Raw genomic sequence first — 17,480 nt, 5'->3', positions numbered from 1 at the left:
TTTATGCTTATTTAGCATGTTTTTTGATAGATAAAACAGATTGGCTTTCTTACATTATGTTATTAATGGTGCAGACCCACTCAAACATCATAATTATTTTGCATACGAATTTATTACTAAAACCCTTATACTGATACTTATTTGGGTGAATCAAAAATACTAATGAAACCTTTTATATAAAGTGTAGTAAATAAACATTGTTAATGTCAAAACCTACTGATTATAAATATATCTTAGCGCGATACGACCAATAATACAACAATTTTTTGAATTCGAATTCATTAGTATTTATACGTCCGTTAAAGGGCTTTAATGCGAGACATTTGATGCTTAAATTTACGAATATTTGGCAGTCATATTATTCTTTAACATAAAATATAAGATTTGTTAAGAACGAGCATCACATTATTCGTTGGCATCATTAATGCCATAAAACGCAAAAAAGCCACCTCAGTGACTTTTTTATGGTAAAGCGTAAATTTAGTAATTTATATCTAAAAGCTGACTTTATAGATTAATGACCAGCGCCATTGATACTACGGACCATCTCTTCGACCATCTTCTTGGCATCACCAAAGATCATCATGGTTTTGTCCATATAGAACAAGCTATTATCAAGTCCTGCATAACCTGTGCTCATCGAGCGTTTGATAACCATAACGGTTTGCGCTTTGGTCACCTCTAAAATCGGCATACCAAAGATTGGCGACGATGGATCGTCTTTTGCAGATGGATTGACGACGTCATTAGCACCAATCACCAAGACTACATCGGTACTGGCGAAGTCAGAGTTAATCTCATCCATCTCAAGAATATCATCATACGGTACATCCGCTTCTGCCAAGAGGACGTTCATATGTCCTGGCATACGACCTGCAACTGGATGAATGGCAAAACGCACATTAACACCTTCATCTTTTAATAGCTCATACAATTCTTTGACCGCGTTTTGTGCCCGGCCCTGTGCCATACCGTAACCCGGTACAATGACTACACTGCTGGCATTGGCCATAAGAAAGCCTGCATCTTCTGCTGAGCCTGCTTTGTAGTTCTTTGGTGCGCCATCATCGCCGCCTGCAGCGGCAGCTGTCGTTCCCATACCGCCAAATAAGACGTTCAATAATGAGCGGTTCATGGCTTTACACATGATATAAGATAAAATCGCACCTGATGAACCGACGAGCGAACCTGCGATAATGAGCATTGAGTTGCCAAGGGTAAAGCCGATACCCGCTGCTGCCCAACCTGAGAATGAGTTCAATAGTGATACCACCACTGGCATATCGCCGCCGCCGATTGGGGCAATCCACATCCAACCAAAGATGACTGCAATCACTGCCATCGCATAAAATGCTGGTAAGGAGTCAGTGACGAAATACACGCCGCCAAAAGCAATCATCGCAATAAATAATAGCGCTTGGACAGGTTTAACCCAGCCGCCAACCAAGGTTTTTGCCCAGCTTTTCGCCGCCAATTTACCAAAGGCAAAAACCGACGCTGAGAAGGTAATTGCACCGATAAAGCAACCGATAAACAGCTCTACTCGTGCAACCGCACCATGTGCTTGCTCAGTATGCAATACTGTCGCTAGTGCAATCGCCACCGCTGCCAAACCGACAAATGAATGCATCAAGGCTACGGTTTCTGGCATCTGGGTCATGGCGACCGTTTTTGCTTTCCACATACCGACGATCGCACCCAATACCATCGCACCGATAATCAACCAAAGTACTGGGCCCTCTGCCAAGAAGAATGTCGTAACAACAGCAATCGCCATCGCCACCATACCAAAGCGGTTACCACGAATGGCCGTCTTTGGGCTCGATAAACCACGTAAGGTTAAGACAAAAAGAATGGCACCGATAAGATAAAACCAGTCCGCATTTGCCGCAATCATATTTGATAAGTCATTCATGCGTCACCCCCAGTATCTGTGGTTACTACGGCTTTTTTTACTTTTGGCTTAAACATCGACAGCATACGCTCGGTCACAGCGAAACCACCAAAAATATTGATACTGGCTAAAAATACCGCAAAAGCCCCAAGCAAACTGGTCGGCGTAAATACTGACCCATCGATAGTGACAGTTTGCAGCATGGCACCGACGATGACGATACTTGATAAAGCATTGGTGACGGCCATTAATGGCGTATGCAGCGCAGGGGTGACGCCCCAAACGACGTAATATCCGACAAAAATTGCAAGTACAAATACGGTAAAAATCGCTACGAATGGCGTGCTACTCATGGCCGCACCGGCTGGCGCTGCCGCTAAAATAGTGGCAATCATCTTATCCTCCTAAAATTGTTTCATATCTGGCAAATGTAGGGTAATGAAATAGTCAAGACTGAATGTTTAAGGCTTAGCGTTTAGTAAGGCGTATTTGATTGTCATGTGTCACCGCCAACGCGCCCTGAATCTCATCATTCATATCTACATTTAATGCCACTGTCTTCGCTGAAGCGTCACCTGTCGCGGCAGGTGCAATTAAAGTGGTGATAAAATTAACAAGGTTATTGGCATATAAGTCGGAAGACTGCGCGGCAAGCTGTGAGGGAATATTGGCCGCCCCGACGATACGTACGCCATTTGCCGTGGTAATGGTTTCATCGGGCACGCTGCCCTCAACGTTACCGCCGGTGCCAGCCGCCATATCAATCAGCACTGAACCTGCTTTCATCTTAGCGATGGTTGATTGATGTACCAAACGCGGCGCGTTACGACCCGGAATTTGGGCAGTGGTAATAACGATGTCAGCATTACTAAGCGCCTTGTCCACGACAGCGGCTTGGTCTTTGATATATTGTTCTGATGGCGTCCACGCATAGCCACCAGTAGATTTAGCGGTTTCTGCCTCCTCTGCACTCATCGGCACATCAAGCCATTTACCACCGAGTGACTCTACTTGCTCACGGGCAGTCGGACGTAAATCACTGGCTTCAACGACAGCGCCCAAACGCTTGGCCGTGGCAATCGCTTGCAACCCTGCAACCCCAACGCCTAGGATAACGACTTTGGCAGGCTTAACCGTACCGGCTGAGGTCATAAACATCGGAAACGGGCGCGAATATTCATTGGCGGCTAGTAAGACGGCTTTATAACCAGCAAGGTTGGCTTGCGATGACAAGACATCCATATTCTGTGCGCGTGATAAGGTACGTGGCAGCAGCTCCATGGCAAAGGTGGTAGCCCCTTTAGCAGCATACGTATCGAGTTGGGTATTGCGATAAGGGTCAAGCATACCGATGATGATTTGACCAGCGGTTAAAGCAGCCGTCGTTGACGTCGGCAAATCATTGACGGTGGTAATAATCTGCGACTGATTGACGACGTCAATGCTACTGTTGGCAATATCAGCACCCGCTGCTTGATATAATGCATCTGCATAATAAGAGGCTTGACCCGCACCTGACTGAATGACCACCTCAAACCCAAGTTTGCGTAATTTCTTTACTGCGTCTGGGGTTAGCGCGACCCGACTTTCGCTTGCGCTATCTGCACTAATAACACCGATTTTCATACCGTCTCCTTACGTCTAGTGACTATACTTACGTTTTCGTCATTCAATTAGCAACAAGCTTTAGCCTAACGTACTGAAATATGCTAGGAATAACATGATGAAGATGAATAATATGGGTAATAACCACACTACTTTATCAACCTTACCAGGTACAACATACCAACCATCAACTTTTTCTGGTAAACCTTCAGCTGCGAATTTTAACTGCTGACCTTTGACTGTCTGTTCGTGCCAACTTTTTTGCTTACCATCAAGTATCAAGCTTGCAACGATTGACACAACAATGTTGATAGCGCCGCCGATGACGACAAACCAAGGCCATGCGATGGTTGGTGGCGTCCAACTGGTAAACGGAATACCTGCTGCAAACACGTACACACCGATAAACCCAACAATTACACCAATAATAAGGCCTTTCTCTGTAGTGTTTTTTGAAAAGAAACCCAAACCAAAAATAGCCAATTGTGCACCAACAAAATAAGAAGACACTTCTGTAAATGTTTCTAAGATAGACCCTTTGCTATCAATGAATGCGAATGCAAGAGGGATAATAAATATTGCCCAAGTAACGGTAAAAATACGAGACGCTGTTAGATAATGTTTCTCGTCGCCATCTTTTTTCATATATGGCTGATAAAAATCGAGTACGGATATTGTTGCTAGAGAGTTCAATGCCGACGATAAGCTTGACATTGAAGCTGATAATATTGCGGCAGCGATTATTCCCATTAAACCAGGAATAGCGAGCATATTTGCAAATATCAAGATAATTTGATTTGGTTCTGCAAATACTTTACCTTTGAAATAAACGTAGAGTAAAGCGCCAATAAAAAAGAATAAAAAGTAGATAAAGAATGCAGCAAAGCCCATTAATAGATAAGACTTTTTGGCATCTCCCATACTCTTTGCACCTAAGGTACGCTGTACCATCATTTGATTACCACCGTATACGGTGATATGAAACAATGTCATCGCGACCACCCCTGCCCAAACCGTTGGGGCAACAGAAAAATCTAGGCTCCAATTCAATGGATTTAGCTTATCGTTTTCTCCCAGCATAGTGAGAGCTCCTGACATCGGTGATACTTCTCCAATTAATATGTAAAAGATAATTCCCGCACCAAGAAATAGAATAAATCCCTGCAAGACGTCTGTCCAAATGACAGCGTTCATACCACCCATGAGGGTGTAGCCTACAACAATAGCTGACATAAGGATGATTGCAGTTTTCGGATCTATACCTGTCGCAAAAGTAATGACAAAAGCCGTAGCAGTTAGGATAGAGGCTGTAGTGATCGTTTGGGTAACCAGAAACAGTGCACTTATGATGGCTCGAGATTTTTTGCCAAACCGACGCTCTAAATAATCATAAATAGAAGCGACGCCACTGCTATAAAAGAAGGGTAGGAAAAATACGACGACGATGAAGATGACTATGGGATAGTTGATATGAATGGCGAGGGCTGCCATACCATCACCATATGCCCAAGCAGGTCCACCTAAGAATGATAAGGCACTGATGTATGTAGCAATTACGGAAATACCAATGGCCCACCAAGGGGATGAGCGGTCACCGATATAATAGTCTTCTGCAGTAGAAATTTTCCGACTCATAAACCAGCCAAGCAAAAGATTGGCTAATAAATAAACAATGACAATCAACCAATTGAGGGTACCAAAACTTTCCATCATCAAGATCCTTTTGTTAATGGCCCTCCCAGGTTCATAAAGTAAAACCTTATGAACTTGAGTAGGATTTAATATAAATTAATATGACTTGAGTATATTTAATATTGAATTCGAATGCAATAAATTTATATAATCGTGTTTTGGTATGTTTTGAATTTTAGAAGGAAGAGTGTCGAAATAGACTTTGTTTAAAAAGTGAGCGATATTAAAGAGGCAGTAAAAGCAGAGTCACTAAGCTAGATACTCCATACGAAGCTTACTATAACTGACAAGATGAAGTGCGTCCTGCTGTCTTGTTATTGCTCAAAAAACCATTAAAGGCGATGTTGTTAGTGCTGATTTTGAGCAACATGACCATTCAGCAGGTGGCAATTATGATGTTAATATTGTCGCCAGTAATACCGAGTATGAAGTAAAGGTTGATGCAAATAGCGGTAAAGTTTTAAGCAGTAAGCGAGAGAAGCTTGATAAAAAAGATATAGCAGAATATAACGCCATGAAAAAGGCTAGAACCAGTCTCAACCAAGCAATAAAAAAGGCTAACCAGAGTGTGAAAGGAAAAGTTATTGAAGCAGGATTTGACATAGATTTTGGTAAACTTGCCTATAAGATTGAGATTATTAAAGGGACTCAAGTACATAAAGTGCTTGTCGATAGCATGGTAATCCCCCCACTAAATAAGAACACTTAGAAATAGAGATTAACTGCTAAAATATATCAGCAGGAGAATCCTATGAAAAAGACACGCTTTACTGACAACCAAATCGTTAATATCCTAAAACAAGCCGAACAAGGTGTCCCTATCACCGAGCTTTGCCGTGAGCATAATATCAGCCAAAGTACCTTTTATAACTGGCGCTCAAAGTATGGCGGCATGGATGCCTCTTTGATTGCGCGCTTAAAAGAACTTGAAATTGAAAATGCACGTCTTAAGAAGATGTATGCTGATGAATGTCTTAAATCCGATATCCTACAGGATGCCATGACAAAAAAGTGGTAGCGCCCCAAAGGCGCAGGCAAATGGCTTGTCACTATATTGAAGATCGTAGTATTAGCATACGCCGTGCTTGTCGTATCTTTAACATCAGCGTCACCTGCTACTACCATAAGTCAATGGCCACGGATGAGAATCAGCAGATAGCCGACTTACTTATCAAACTGACCGATGAGAACAAGAACTGGGGCTTTGGCTTATGCTTCTTAACCCTGCGTAATGTCATGGGACTGCCGTACAACCACAAGCGGGTATATCGTATCTACTGTGAGCTTGAGCTCAACCTTAGAATCAAGCCCAAGCGTCGCATTAAACGCGCTAAACCAATACCATTAGCAGTACCTGATAGGATAAACCAAAGCTGGAGCATGGACTTTATGCACGACGGCTTAAGTGATGGTCGCAGCTTTAGACTGTTTAATGTGATTGATGATTACAACCGTGAAGCGCTCACCGTTGAGATTGACTTCTCACTACCAGCACAAAGGGTCATACGCACATTAGACCAGCTCATTGAATATCGAGGCAAACCTGTACAAATAAGATGCGATAACGGTCCTGAGTACATCAGCAATGCGCTCAAAGACTGGGCTGAGCAGCAAAGCATTAACTTAAGCTATATTGAACCTGGCAATCCACAGCAAAATGCCTATGTGGAACGCTTTAACAGAACCATGAGATATGATTGGTTAAATCAGGAGCTGTTTGATAACTTAGAGCAAGTACGCACACAAGCAGAAAACTGGTTGTATCATTATAATCATGAGCGCCCAAACATGGGCAATTGCGGTTTTACGCCCATACAGAAACTCAATCAAGCAGCTTAATTCTATTTGTTAGGTGTCTTAGGTTTGGGAGGGTTACCGCATGACTGGTAAGATTATTCACAGCCAAGTAGAAACAGCTGATAATGATGATTAATATTGCAGTAAATCGAACTGATAAATAAGTTAACACCCATGTCTAATGATTTCTAAAAGGCTCTAAGCCATATCGCTTAGAGCCTTTTGGTTTAGAGCGGCCACTATAAAAATGTGATAAGGCGGATTAGGACTGCATGAGCTGCTTCTGAAAGTGTTTGATATCACCGAAGCTGTTCATGCTGCTAGCCATTTGCTCAGCCATTTCTTTAATGTCAGATTGAGTAGTCATTGCTTATTCTCCTGTTAGTGGATTATAAGTAGTTACACAGTTTTTAGGAAAGGCTCTATATTTTTAAAAAACCGAACGTTTGCAAGGCCATTTATATTACATTGATAACCATGTATATCAGCAACCATTTAATCTAAATAGCCGTTACACCGTTTCTTCAGCATAATTTACTTGTCGAATGACCTTTTTAAAAAATGCAAAGGCATCTTCAGCTCCTTTTAATGCTTGTTGGCGTTGTGTTAGTGTCAATTCTAAGCCATCTAATTGCTCTTTAAATTTACGCCAATGCACCATTCTGCCATCTTTATGTGCAGATAGGTGTTTTGCACCATGAGTACTTGTAAGTTCAATTTTTTGAGCTTCTTTATATAAAATTGCGGCGCCTAAATTTGAACCTTCAGAGCAATAAAGCCAACCAATAGATTCAAACTCACTTGGACTAGGTATAGCCTCATCGACTAACATAGTCTTAACGTGAAGGTCTTGCATGTCCATGGCTACTTGTTCTAAGCGTGATAGACTATTAAGTCCCTTAATCTTAAGGTTTAAGCTGGGATTCTCATAGATAGGTTTCAAAACTTCGTGAAAAGCATTTTGTGCTTGTAAAAATTTACTGTAATTTTCTATAGAGGCAAATGGTTCCATAGATAAAACGAGCATGTCAACACTATCATGTGTTTGGCGGGAGTGCTTTTTTAATGCTTCACTAAGAGGTAAGTTCATCATTGTTTCCTATATTTATTAATTTAAGGGGCGCTCTCCCATTTCATCCTATTTAGTTAGCTTTTTTTAGATTGAGCGCACGCCAAAATATTTTTGGGTTTTTATTGATAGTTTTTTATGTATTTTATCCAAGACATATGGGCTAAAATTCGTAGGTTAACCCTACTTTGTAATTTCTTCCTGGTGCCGTAAATCTTTCAATGCCAACCCCTTGGTCATCTACCATAGAGTTGACGTTTAATTCTGCTAACGAACGCAAGTTGTCCCATGGAACATATTTAGCATTAAATAAATTAAACACCCCTGCTGATAGTTTTAAATTAGAACCTAGTCTTTTACTGCCATAAACATCATATACATAAGCCGATTTAGACTTATCAATGTGCTTATAAGGAGCAATGACATTTTCATAAGGCATGTTATAACCATTTGATTCTAAGGTAGCTACTTTTGCGTCTTCAGCATGTTTTCTGCCTAAATACCTTAGATTCGCAGACAGTTGCCAATCCTTTTTAGGGGCTTCATAACCTAACCCGAATGTGACATTCAAAGGCTGAGTCGCAAGTAAGTTGGTTCCTTTATCAGTTTTATCTTTGGCATAACTTAAATTAGCAATTACTCGAATATCTCCTTCTAGGTCAGCAAGCTGTCCAACATCCCATACGCCTCCTAAACGCAATCCATAAGTCTCTGCGTCCCCAATATTTTGGGCGCTGAGTATATTTATAGAAAGGGGTGAACAAACCGGTTGGCCGGTCGAATAATCTTCATAGCATCGTTGTTGTTCCTCTTGAGAATTCAACAAACTGATAAAGTCACTATATTTGGTATAAAACCCTGTAGCTGTAAAGCTTAAATCTTGAAACTGGCCAGACAAGCTAAGTTCATGATTGATAGATTTCTCAGGCTTAAGATGAACATTGGGCGTCAAACTGTTTCCCATCATCTCAAATGCTGAATACATTTGGCTGGTAGCGGGTGCCATGAATCCTGTAGATAGCTGATACTGGGTCTGTAAATATGGGCTAAGTTTGTAGTTTATGGAAAACATCCCTCCTATATTGTCCATTTTCTTATTGTGATCAAACTCGCCATTCTCATAATCAATACGTACCGGATAATATTTGCCCGCCTCCTCGATGCCTTTTTTATTGATTTCATCCATATAGGGTTTGTAGTTGTAATTGTCATACCGAAGCCCAATCGTCGTATCGAGCTTTTCCGTTAAATTTATTTTGTCTTGAATGGCCACATTGAAGATATCTTGCTTCACTGAGGGCCCAATAAAATCGTACCAAGAACTGGGGTTGCCTGAAGAAGGAATATAAGTTTCTTCTAAGGTCAATCTATGGTCCGTCTTTGCATATTTTGTATTAACTGACAAAGTATGAGAGCCTAGCTTCTCAGTTTCTAACGGTAAGCTTGTTGCCTCTATACTTAGTTGTATGGTTTTGTCCTCTTGAGGCCGATGCTTCACTCCATCTACCCTATAAGAGTCAGATCCCCATACTTGGCTATAAGTTTCTGTATTAGCCACTCCTGTAATTTTTTGCTGAGTTAAAGTGGTATTGACCTCATCTATGAACTCACTAGTAATAGGTAGGTATCTATGACTGATGCCATAACTTTCTAATTCTGCAGTATCCTTACCAATTCTTGAAGCAAAAGTCTGTCTGGTAAAGTTATTAGATACTCTATCCGTTTTTTGTTTAGTGGCATGAAAACCTAATCGGTTTTCTTCGTTCAAATGGAGGTATAACTTTGCTAACGTTGCCTCTGTTGTATAACTTAATGGGTCAGGTAATATTGCTGCTGTATTAGATCTGTATCCTGTAGAGGGATATTTATAGTCTGGATCATTGATAAAATCATAGGCAGGATCTAGTTTGTTTTTATCGAAATCTAACATTCGGTGATTTTTTGTTTCATGTCCTTCACGATGCACATAATTAATTATTGCCTCAACCTTATCGTTTTTCCCTGCTAAACCAAAAGCGTTACTAAATTCTTCATTGCTATTGCTATAACCTGTTTTGATATAACCACCAAGTTGACGATCAGGTCTTATTAAATCTTCTGGGTCTTTGGTCTTGAAACTAACAGACCCTCCCATTGCACCACTACCAGAATTAAAAGAGTCCGCCCCGACTTCAAACTCCACCTCTGACAGAAGCTCTACATCGGGTGAAAATCGACCCTCAAACATATATCCATAAGCTGAAAATATTTCATTGACTTGCTTATCTGGCAAGCTAACGCCATCTAAGTTTAAAGCTACCCTATTGCCATCTACCCCTCTGATGGCGTAGCCATTGCTACCATATCTTCCTGCATCTGCCACACTTATATCAGGGTTATAACGGACTAAATCTTTATCACTGTCAATTAGGTTGTCTGATATCGTCTTGGCCGTTTTAAGGTCGTCCCCTACATTTATAGGGGGCTGCTTATTAGCATAAACAGTTATCGTGTCCATATGTAACATCGGTAAGTTTTCTTCTTGGTGCTGAGTATCCGCAATGGCTGATTGATACATCAAAGTTCCAACAAGAATACTTAATAGGGTTTTAGACTTACCTTTAAGACTAGGTATATATATCGACTTCTTATAAGTTGAATCCTCGTGCATTCCAAATTTCCTATAGTAAAAATAAGCACAATTTTCTTCACATCAGCCTCGTCGTCAAAGGAAATAATATTAATTGTTAATAACATTGCTGATAGTTTCTTCATATAATAAAACAATATAGTTACATTGTAAACGATAATCATTAACAAATAGGAAAATATATTATCTTAGAGTATTTTACTTTTTGCAAAGGCTTAGCAAGGAGTCCGGAAAACGTCTTGTAATAGTAGGAAAAATTAAGCGTCCGGCAGTCGAGACATCCACACAGTAACAGTGATGCATATTGCGCATGTAACCCAAGCAAGCCACTGCAAACTATCAGAAAATCGGTAAAACAACATACCGCATGACATAGCCATCATTGACCAAGCCAAATATTTTGCCTTACGAGGAATAGCTCGATGCTGCTGCCAGTTCTTTACCATTTCACCGAACACTTTATGTTTGAGAAGCCACTGATTGAATTTATCAGACCCTTTAGCCCAGCATGCTGCCGTTAGTAAAATGAAAGGGGTGGTAGGTAATACTGGAAGAATAATACCGACTAAGCCTATGAAGAAGAAAAAACCGCCTAGCGCCATAAATAATATTCGTATTATGCGGTTATGATGAATTTGGTTGAGCATTACTTTTTTTTGTAAATTCGATGAATTTGTTGAAGGTTGCACATTGTTCATAAGAAAGTAGCTCGATAGTTAAAGAGTAGCAGCCAGTTATTTAGCGAACTGCGAATATTTTTATTAGAGAATAAACTGTATTTGCAGGTAGTTTTTTACAGATTATTGTAAATGATAATCATTCAATTATCAAAATTATGATGTGTTACTACCCCAATCATTCCAATGAATGAGTGTTTTACGATTTATATTGAATATTTTTGATAAAAGTAGGGCAGTATTTTTTTATGTGAACTAATAGATACTTATATTACAGACCTATACTATCAATCCTGTAGAACTTGACTTAGGGGGTTTTATTTACGCAGTCTGATAATGAAAGTCAAACCACATTTTTCTTGGCGTTCTATAGCTTAAACGCTATTGAATCCTACTGCTAGCATAGCCACTATCTTGCCTCGGGGCGTAATACTGCTTCGCTTCCTCCTTCCTCATTTAAGAAGTCTCATTCATCCTGAGCTGCCTAGCTACTTTGCCGTTGTCGTTGTCATCTGCTAGTTTTTGACGGTTTCAGTCATAAAAGCGGCACTATGAGTCCTGGTTATCTTAGTCATGATAAACGCTCTATTAAGTCTTTAATTTACCAAAACGGGTTCTACAGTTTTTTCAGCATAGCTTATAGATGCCATATTGTAGTTATGAAGCTATTTCTGAACCGAGGATTTTAATTGTTATTTAGAGGCTATTTATTTTTAGACCGTGAGATATCACTCTCTCGATAACTATTTGCCACTAGAAGAAAAGAGAATCAGTATTTGAATAAAATCCCCTTGTTAATCATCCTAAATTAGTTGACTACTACACTCGCTACAAAAGCAATGTAAGATTCAAGCTTGTAAAGACCATAGTCATTGTCTTAAAATGGCATTGTTAACGATAATATCTGTTTTGTTAAGAATTCTTTCTGAAATTCTTTGAAATGATGTTCTAAGTTAGTGCGCCCCCTTACTTATAAATGTTACCTATGCATCATCAGCATGCTGGTAATACGATGACCCTATCATGTCTACTAAGCGCTACAAGCTTGTTTTACGATATTCATCACCGGTAACGATGTGGTTCGGCATGTTGGTCGCATGTTTTGCTTGGATCATGCACATCACGCTGTTGCTCACACCTCTATGGGATGATAATGCCCACTTAGGTCATGGTATCTGTGCAGAGCTTGCACCGATTGTATCGGCAGCCAAACAGTATGAGCAAATACAGACTGATATTGCGCAAACGAATCACAACATACCCATTGATAGTGCCGCTCGTCATTTCCTTCATCATAATGCATCCTTATCTTTAGCATCGCCTGCGACCGTTAAGCCAGTCATAACGGTTGATGCTGCACCTTCACAGGAAGCCTTATATAGCAAAGATAAGATTGAAAGCGCTGAATCTAACCCTGATGCCGTAAAATACAGTGGCTGCGACCTTTGCACTGCCATGTCTGCGGCACTATTGCCAGTCGCTTTTACACATACTGACTCGGCTTTGATTGAGCTATCTACTGTCTCAGTCACGTTTTTGTATCGCTCACATACCTACTCTCCTAGTAATTTTTTACGACCCCTCGCACGCGCTCCACCATCAGACACACCCATATAATTATCCATATTTATAGTCAAATATTTTTAGAGCATTAATGACAATGCTCTCAATCAACGCGCTCATTTGACGCTCTGATTGAGGCACTTGTACCTATTTGCCTAAAATACTGTACTCAAAATACTATCTATTTATATCGGAAAATATTCGGTAAGTGCCTACTCTAAGCCCATAAATAGCTTGGCCTATCTTGCCTCTTGGTAAAAACTGAATAACCGATTTCATAAAATATTTTTGCGAATTTCTGGGAAAATAAGATGTTATCTTCATCAATGAACGCTGTACCTATTTTAAAACTAAGTGTTTTAGCTTTGTCTTTATTGCATATCAGTAGCGCTTATGCGGATTCCACAACCGCAAAAGCGCACATGCCTACTACGGATGATGAGCCACATATCCGATTGCCAGAAATCGTCGTTTATGCGACAGCAGCGGATAAGCCATATAGTACCGATGCACTTGGAACAACAGCCAGCCTTAATCAAAAATTTATTAGCAGCAAACAAGTGGCAAGCAGTGATACGGCCACTATACTGACAAAAATACCCGGTCTGAATGTACAAAGTGCCGGTGGCATCTCAAACTTGCCCGTGATGAGAGGCTTGGCGGACAACCGTCTGCGTATCTTAGTGGATGGCGTTGACTCAATCGCCTCTTGTCCGAACAGTATGAACTCACCCTTGTCTTATATTGCGCCAAGCGCTATAGACAAGACCACCGTTTATGCAGGTGTGACGCCTGTGAGTGTCGGTGGTAATAGTATTGGCGGTACTATCGTTGTCGAAACAGCAGAGCCTATCTTTTCAACGGATAGCGACATACTAACTTCAGGTGAAATTGGCACATTTTATCGTAGTAATGGTGACGCCTATGGGGCTAACTTGTCGACCACAGCGGCAAACGATCAGCTTAGCCTCACCTATAAAGGCAGCTTCGCACAGGCAGATAACTATAAAGCTGGTGGTGATTTTAAATCTTATACCCAAACAGGTAACCCTAATAAAACATTAGCGAAAGACGAAGTTGGTTCAACCGCTTATGAAAGCAAAAATCAGTCATTAGACATTGCTTATAAGAGTGGCAATCATCTGCTACAAGGAACTTATCTGTGGCAAAACGTCCCAAAAGAGCTATATCCAAATCAGCGGATGGACATGCTCGACAATCAGCTTGACCGCATTAATTTGCGTTACAAAAGCGAGTTAAATTGGGGGCAGTTAGAAGCACAGGCCTATCATGAAAAAGTCGATCACTATATGAACTTTGGAGACGACAAACAGTTCTTATATGGCGCCGCCACAGGCATGCCTATGAATACTAATAGCAAGACTATTGGAGCCAATATTAAAGGTATTATCGATTTAACCAACCAAGGCACGATCAATATAGGTGCTGAATATCAAGACTATACCCTTGATGACACATGGGCGGCATCTGGCGACGGTATGATGTCGCCAAATGACTTTCAAAATATCAACAATGGTCAACGTCAGCGTATCGGTATCTATGGCGAGTGGGAAAAAGCCATCTCTTCTGAATGGACGACCCAGCTTGGTGCGCGCTATGAAAACGTACGTACCAGTGCTGATGAAGTACATGGCTATCAAATCGGTGGTCAAAACAATATGACCAATCAGCTGCGAGATAGCGCTAACTTTAATGTCAGTGACCGTAGCAGCACTGACCACAACATCGACGTTACCGCGATTGGCCGCTACAACATTGATGCACAAAAAACCTTAGAATTGGGGCTTTCTCATAAAGAACGCACACCCAGTCTCTATGAGCGTTATACGTGGTCGACATGGCCCATGGCGGCTGTCATGAATAACACTGTTGGTGATGGCAATGGCTATTTTGGTGATCCTAATCTGCGTTCTGAAAAATCCAATACACTGTCTGCCACCCTAAATTGGCGCGGTGCTGGAAATAGCTGGGGTGTCAAAGCCACGCCTTACTATTCAAAAATAGATGACTATGTCGATGCCGTACAGTCGGATCGTATGACGAACACAGCGGCTGACACTCACACCGCCGACCAATACAACGTACTGTGTTATACCAACCAAGATGCTGAGATATACGGCATCGACCTGACAGCCGATCGAGAATTGACATCCAATGCTTGGGGAAACTGGGGGATATCCGGATCACTTAATTACACCAAAGGAAAAAATAAAGACAGCGGATTAGACTTATATAACATCATGCCATTCAATGGCAGTGTTGCCCTAAATCGGGAAAACAACGGTTGGAAAAACCAAATTGAAGTGGTTGGTGTTTCAGCTAAAAAGGATGTATCCACCCCTCGCAACGAAATTAAAACAGCAGGCTATGGCTTATTAAATCTCAATACAGGCTATCAGTTCAAACAGGTAGCGATTGAGGCTGGTATCGACAATGTCTTTGACAAAAACCATGCCCTACCTTTAGGCGGTGCCTACATGGGGCAAGGTAGAACTATGTCTATGAATAAGGAGATAGATGGCAGCTCTAACTGGGGCACGGCTATACCTGGCGCGGGTCGCTCATTCTATGTAGGTGTTAACTATAAGTTTTAGGTGTCATTAAGATAGATTGTTAACTGACTTTATTTCTCTTATACCATTTCCAAAAATTAGAATAATAAGGATAACTTTTTTGACTATGACCGCTAACAGGCTTAGCAAGTCTAATAAAGTTAATCGTATTTTTGGATTTGGTATTATATTATAGGAAGCACTTTCATGACTATGGCACTATTAATTGCAGCATTCTTAATGGGATTTTTTGGCTCGCCGCATTGCTTAGGTATGTGTGGTGGTATCGTGACTGCATTCGGACTATCGATGAAAGAAACTAGTCCAGCAAAAAAACGCGGCCTCATTGCAACTTACCATCTAGGGCGCTTACTCAGTTATGCCCTATTGGGCTTAATTGCCGGTGTGATTGGCACCACAGTATTAACGCACCTAATGGTTGGCAATAGCACACCTCGCATCCTACTAGGGTTGGTCTTGGTATTTATAGGATTAACCATGCTAGGTTTGCCTTTTTTGAACAAGCTTGAACGTCTTGGTATGCATTTTTGGCAAGCTTTATCACCTCTGCGGCAGAAAGCATTCCCCTTAAACACCTTTCCTCGAGCATTAACAGCAGGTTTATTATGGGGATTTTTACCCTGTGGTCTCGTTTATGGCGCATTACTTATTGCGGTCGTCGGTCATGACCCGCTCACAGGTGCCGTGTTAATGTTTGTCTTTGGTCTAGGAACCGTACCCATGCTCGTCGCTACGCACGGAACGGTCAACTGGATGCGCAATCAAATCGGGCGTTTGCGCCTAAGGCAAGTGAATGGCGTAATCATGATGTTATCTGGCTTAGCCGTCATAGCGGTGCCGATGATCATGGCCAATATGCATGGTGGACACGGGCAAATGAACCATGAGCAAATGAACCATGAGCAAATGATTCATGATTGATAAAAAATGTCTTTCATGTAAATAATAGACAATGATATTTTAAACTATCGATAGGGCATGTTTAGCCTGCCCTATTTTTATCTAATAATGCGCCAACCTCTGAACTTAGTAAAGAAACCCTTAAGTCTTTCAGAAAAATTCAAAGCCTCCGATTCTGTTACCTCCTCGACATGATGACGAGCCGCCAGTATCGGCTGTTCTAGCAATCTTTCGTGATGATCAAAAGCGCGATCCAGACTGATACTCATGATAGAGAAGTTGGTCGGCCGTGGTAGACAACGATATACCTGACCTTTATTAATTAAATCAATGACCATATGGGCGTCTTTGAATTCAGTCAACATAAGAACCATCAAATCTGGCTGGATGTTTTTTAAGGCATAAACAATGGGGGTAATATTTTCTTTATTGAGCGTCGAATCCGTAATCGTGACGCCAAAGCGTTTCTTTTGTAATAACTTGGCTGCCTGTTCAAGGTTACTGGCCCAACTCACGGTATAAGCACTCTTAAAGTAACTTTTTATTTGCTGATAGACGCTCTCGTCGTCATCTAATACCAATATATTACGATTGCTACCAGTGCTGCCACCACTAACTTGTTGAGTATCATTACCTTGCATAGTGTTTTGGGTGATTTCTTGTGTTTGCTGAGCTATTTCTGTGGCTTTATTGACGATTTGTTTAAGCTCATCATTCTGCCATGGCTTTGTAATATAACGATAAATTTCGCCCTCATTCACAGAGTCAATCACTGCATTCAAATCAGCATAACCGGTCAGCAAAATACGCAGCGTATTTGGTGAGGCCGCTTTGATATCACGTAACACTTCTGTACCTTGCTTATCTGGCATGCGTTGGTCGCTGATGACCACTTGCACATCATGCTCGCTAACATACTTCATCAATTCGCTAGCATCAGTGGTGATAAATACATCATGTGACTGGCGAAAATGCATTTTTAAACTGCGTAAAATGCGTGGCTCATCATCGATAAAAGCGATTTTTGGTTTTTGCATGACGCTCTCTTTAAATAAGTGAT

13 protein-coding genes and 1 pseudogene are annotated in these 17,480 nt (G+C 41.1%); 6 read left to right on the top strand and 8 right to left on the bottom strand.

What is annotated here, in order from left to right; all coding sequences use genetic code 11:
* Positions 1–514: 514 nt before the first annotated feature.
* The 4 genes from ACMHKH_RS02190 to ACMHKH_RS02175 form a co-directional block, all read right to left on the bottom strand.
* Positions 515–1,915: an NAD(P)(+) transhydrogenase (Re/Si-specific) subunit beta gene (locus tag ACMHKH_RS02190; RefSeq protein WP_413519039.1), complete on the bottom strand. Its 1,401-nt coding sequence runs from the start codon at positions 1,913–1,915 to the stop codon at positions 515–517.
* Positions 1,912–2,247: a proton-translocating transhydrogenase family protein gene (locus ACMHKH_RS02185; protein WP_372845155.1), complete on the bottom strand. Its 336-nt coding sequence runs from the start codon at positions 2,245–2,247 to the stop codon at positions 1,912–1,914. Before ACMHKH_RS02185 ends, ACMHKH_RS02190 begins: the two co-directional genes overlap by 4 nt.
* 115 nt (positions 2,248–2,362) lie before the next feature.
* On the bottom strand, positions 2,363–3,520 hold the full coding sequence (locus ACMHKH_RS02180; protein WP_413519038.1) for an NAD(P) transhydrogenase subunit alpha: 1,158 nt from the start codon (positions 3,518–3,520) through the stop codon (positions 2,363–2,365).
* Between the two features lie 60 nt (positions 3,521–3,580).
* The gene (locus tag ACMHKH_RS02175) at positions 3,581–5,209 is read right to left on the bottom strand and encodes a sodium:solute symporter family transporter (RefSeq protein WP_413519037.1); all 1,629 of its coding nucleotides are present in this window, start codon (positions 5,207–5,209) and stop codon (positions 3,581–3,583) included.
* A 298-nt stretch (positions 5,210–5,507) separates the two neighbouring features.
* On the opposite strand from ACMHKH_RS02175, the pseudogene ACMHKH_RS02170 reads away from it, so the two are divergent.
* The 3 genes and pseudogenes from ACMHKH_RS02170 to ACMHKH_RS02160 all read left to right on the top strand — a co-directional run.
* A pseudogene (locus ACMHKH_RS02170) lies at positions 5,508–5,648 on the top strand (PepSY domain-containing protein); the annotation flags it as partial.
* Positions 5,649–5,705: 57 nt separating this feature from the next.
* Positions 5,706–5,900 (top strand): PepSY domain-containing protein, encoded by a 195-nt coding sequence (locus ACMHKH_RS02165; RefSeq protein ID WP_413519036.1) that lies wholly within the window; start codon positions 5,706–5,708, stop codon positions 5,898–5,900.
* A 42-nt stretch (positions 5,901–5,942) separates the two neighbouring features.
* Positions 5,943–7,030 (top strand): IS3 family transposase gene (locus ACMHKH_RS02160; RefSeq protein WP_413519035.1). Its coding sequence is split into 2 segments (ribosomal slippage): positions 5,943–6,195 and positions 6,195–7,030, totalling 1,089 coding nucleotides; the frame shifts between segments, so codons are not numbered across the junction.
* Between the two features lie 469 nt (positions 7,031–7,499).
* On the opposite strand, the gene ACMHKH_RS02155 is transcribed toward ACMHKH_RS02160, so the two are convergent.
* From ACMHKH_RS02155 to ACMHKH_RS02145, 3 genes are all read right to left on the bottom strand, one after another.
* Positions 7,500–8,078 carry a biliverdin-producing heme oxygenase gene (locus ACMHKH_RS02155; RefSeq protein WP_413519034.1) on the bottom strand — a complete coding sequence of 193 codons (579 nt, stop codon included), beginning with the start codon at positions 8,076–8,078 and terminating at the stop codon, positions 7,500–7,502.
* 142 nt (positions 8,079–8,220) lie between these two features.
* A complete protein-coding gene (locus ACMHKH_RS02150; protein WP_413519033.1) occupies positions 8,221–10,707 on the bottom strand; it encodes a TonB-dependent hemoglobin/transferrin/lactoferrin family receptor in 2,487 nt (828 codons plus the stop codon).
* Between the two features lie 236 nt (positions 10,708–10,943).
* Complete coding sequence (locus tag ACMHKH_RS02145) at positions 10,944–11,384, bottom strand: YbaN family protein (RefSeq protein WP_045456021.1); 441 nt, start codon at positions 11,382–11,384, stop codon at positions 10,944–10,946.
* A 1,002-nt stretch (positions 11,385–12,386) separates the two neighbouring features.
* Here ACMHKH_RS02145 and ACMHKH_RS02140 point away from each other — a divergent pair.
* The 3 genes from ACMHKH_RS02140 (at position 12,387) to ACMHKH_RS02130 (ending at position 16,441) form a co-directional block, all read left to right on the top strand.
* Positions 12,387–12,980, top strand: a complete 594-nt coding sequence (locus ACMHKH_RS02140) for a hypothetical protein (RefSeq protein ID WP_305936163.1) — start codon at positions 12,387–12,389, stop codon at positions 12,978–12,980.
* A gap of 257 nt (positions 12,981–13,237) precedes the next feature.
* Entirely contained in the window at positions 13,238–15,541 is a 2,304-nt protein-coding gene (locus ACMHKH_RS02135) for a TonB-dependent receptor (protein ID WP_413519032.1), read from the top strand.
* A 165-nt stretch (positions 15,542–15,706) separates the two neighbouring features.
* Positions 15,707–16,441, top strand: a complete 735-nt coding sequence (locus ACMHKH_RS02130) for a sulfite exporter TauE/SafE family protein (protein WP_413519031.1) — start codon at positions 15,707–15,709, stop codon at positions 16,439–16,441.
* A 77-nt stretch (positions 16,442–16,518) separates the two neighbouring features.
* Here ACMHKH_RS02130 and ACMHKH_RS02125 read toward each other — a convergent pair whose 3' ends face one another.
* Complete coding sequence (locus tag ACMHKH_RS02125; RefSeq protein WP_413519030.1) at positions 16,519–17,457, bottom strand: response regulator; 939 nt, start codon at positions 17,455–17,457, stop codon at positions 16,519–16,521.
* Positions 17,458–17,480 lie beyond the last annotated feature (23 nt).

Source organism: Psychrobacter glacincola, assembly GCF_965118485.1.
GTDB lineage: Bacteria > Pseudomonadota > Gammaproteobacteria > Pseudomonadales > Moraxellaceae > Psychrobacter > Psychrobacter glacincola_D.
The sequence above is the reverse complement of the archived record's forward strand: the minus strand, read 5'-3'. Positions and strand labels throughout refer to the sequence as shown.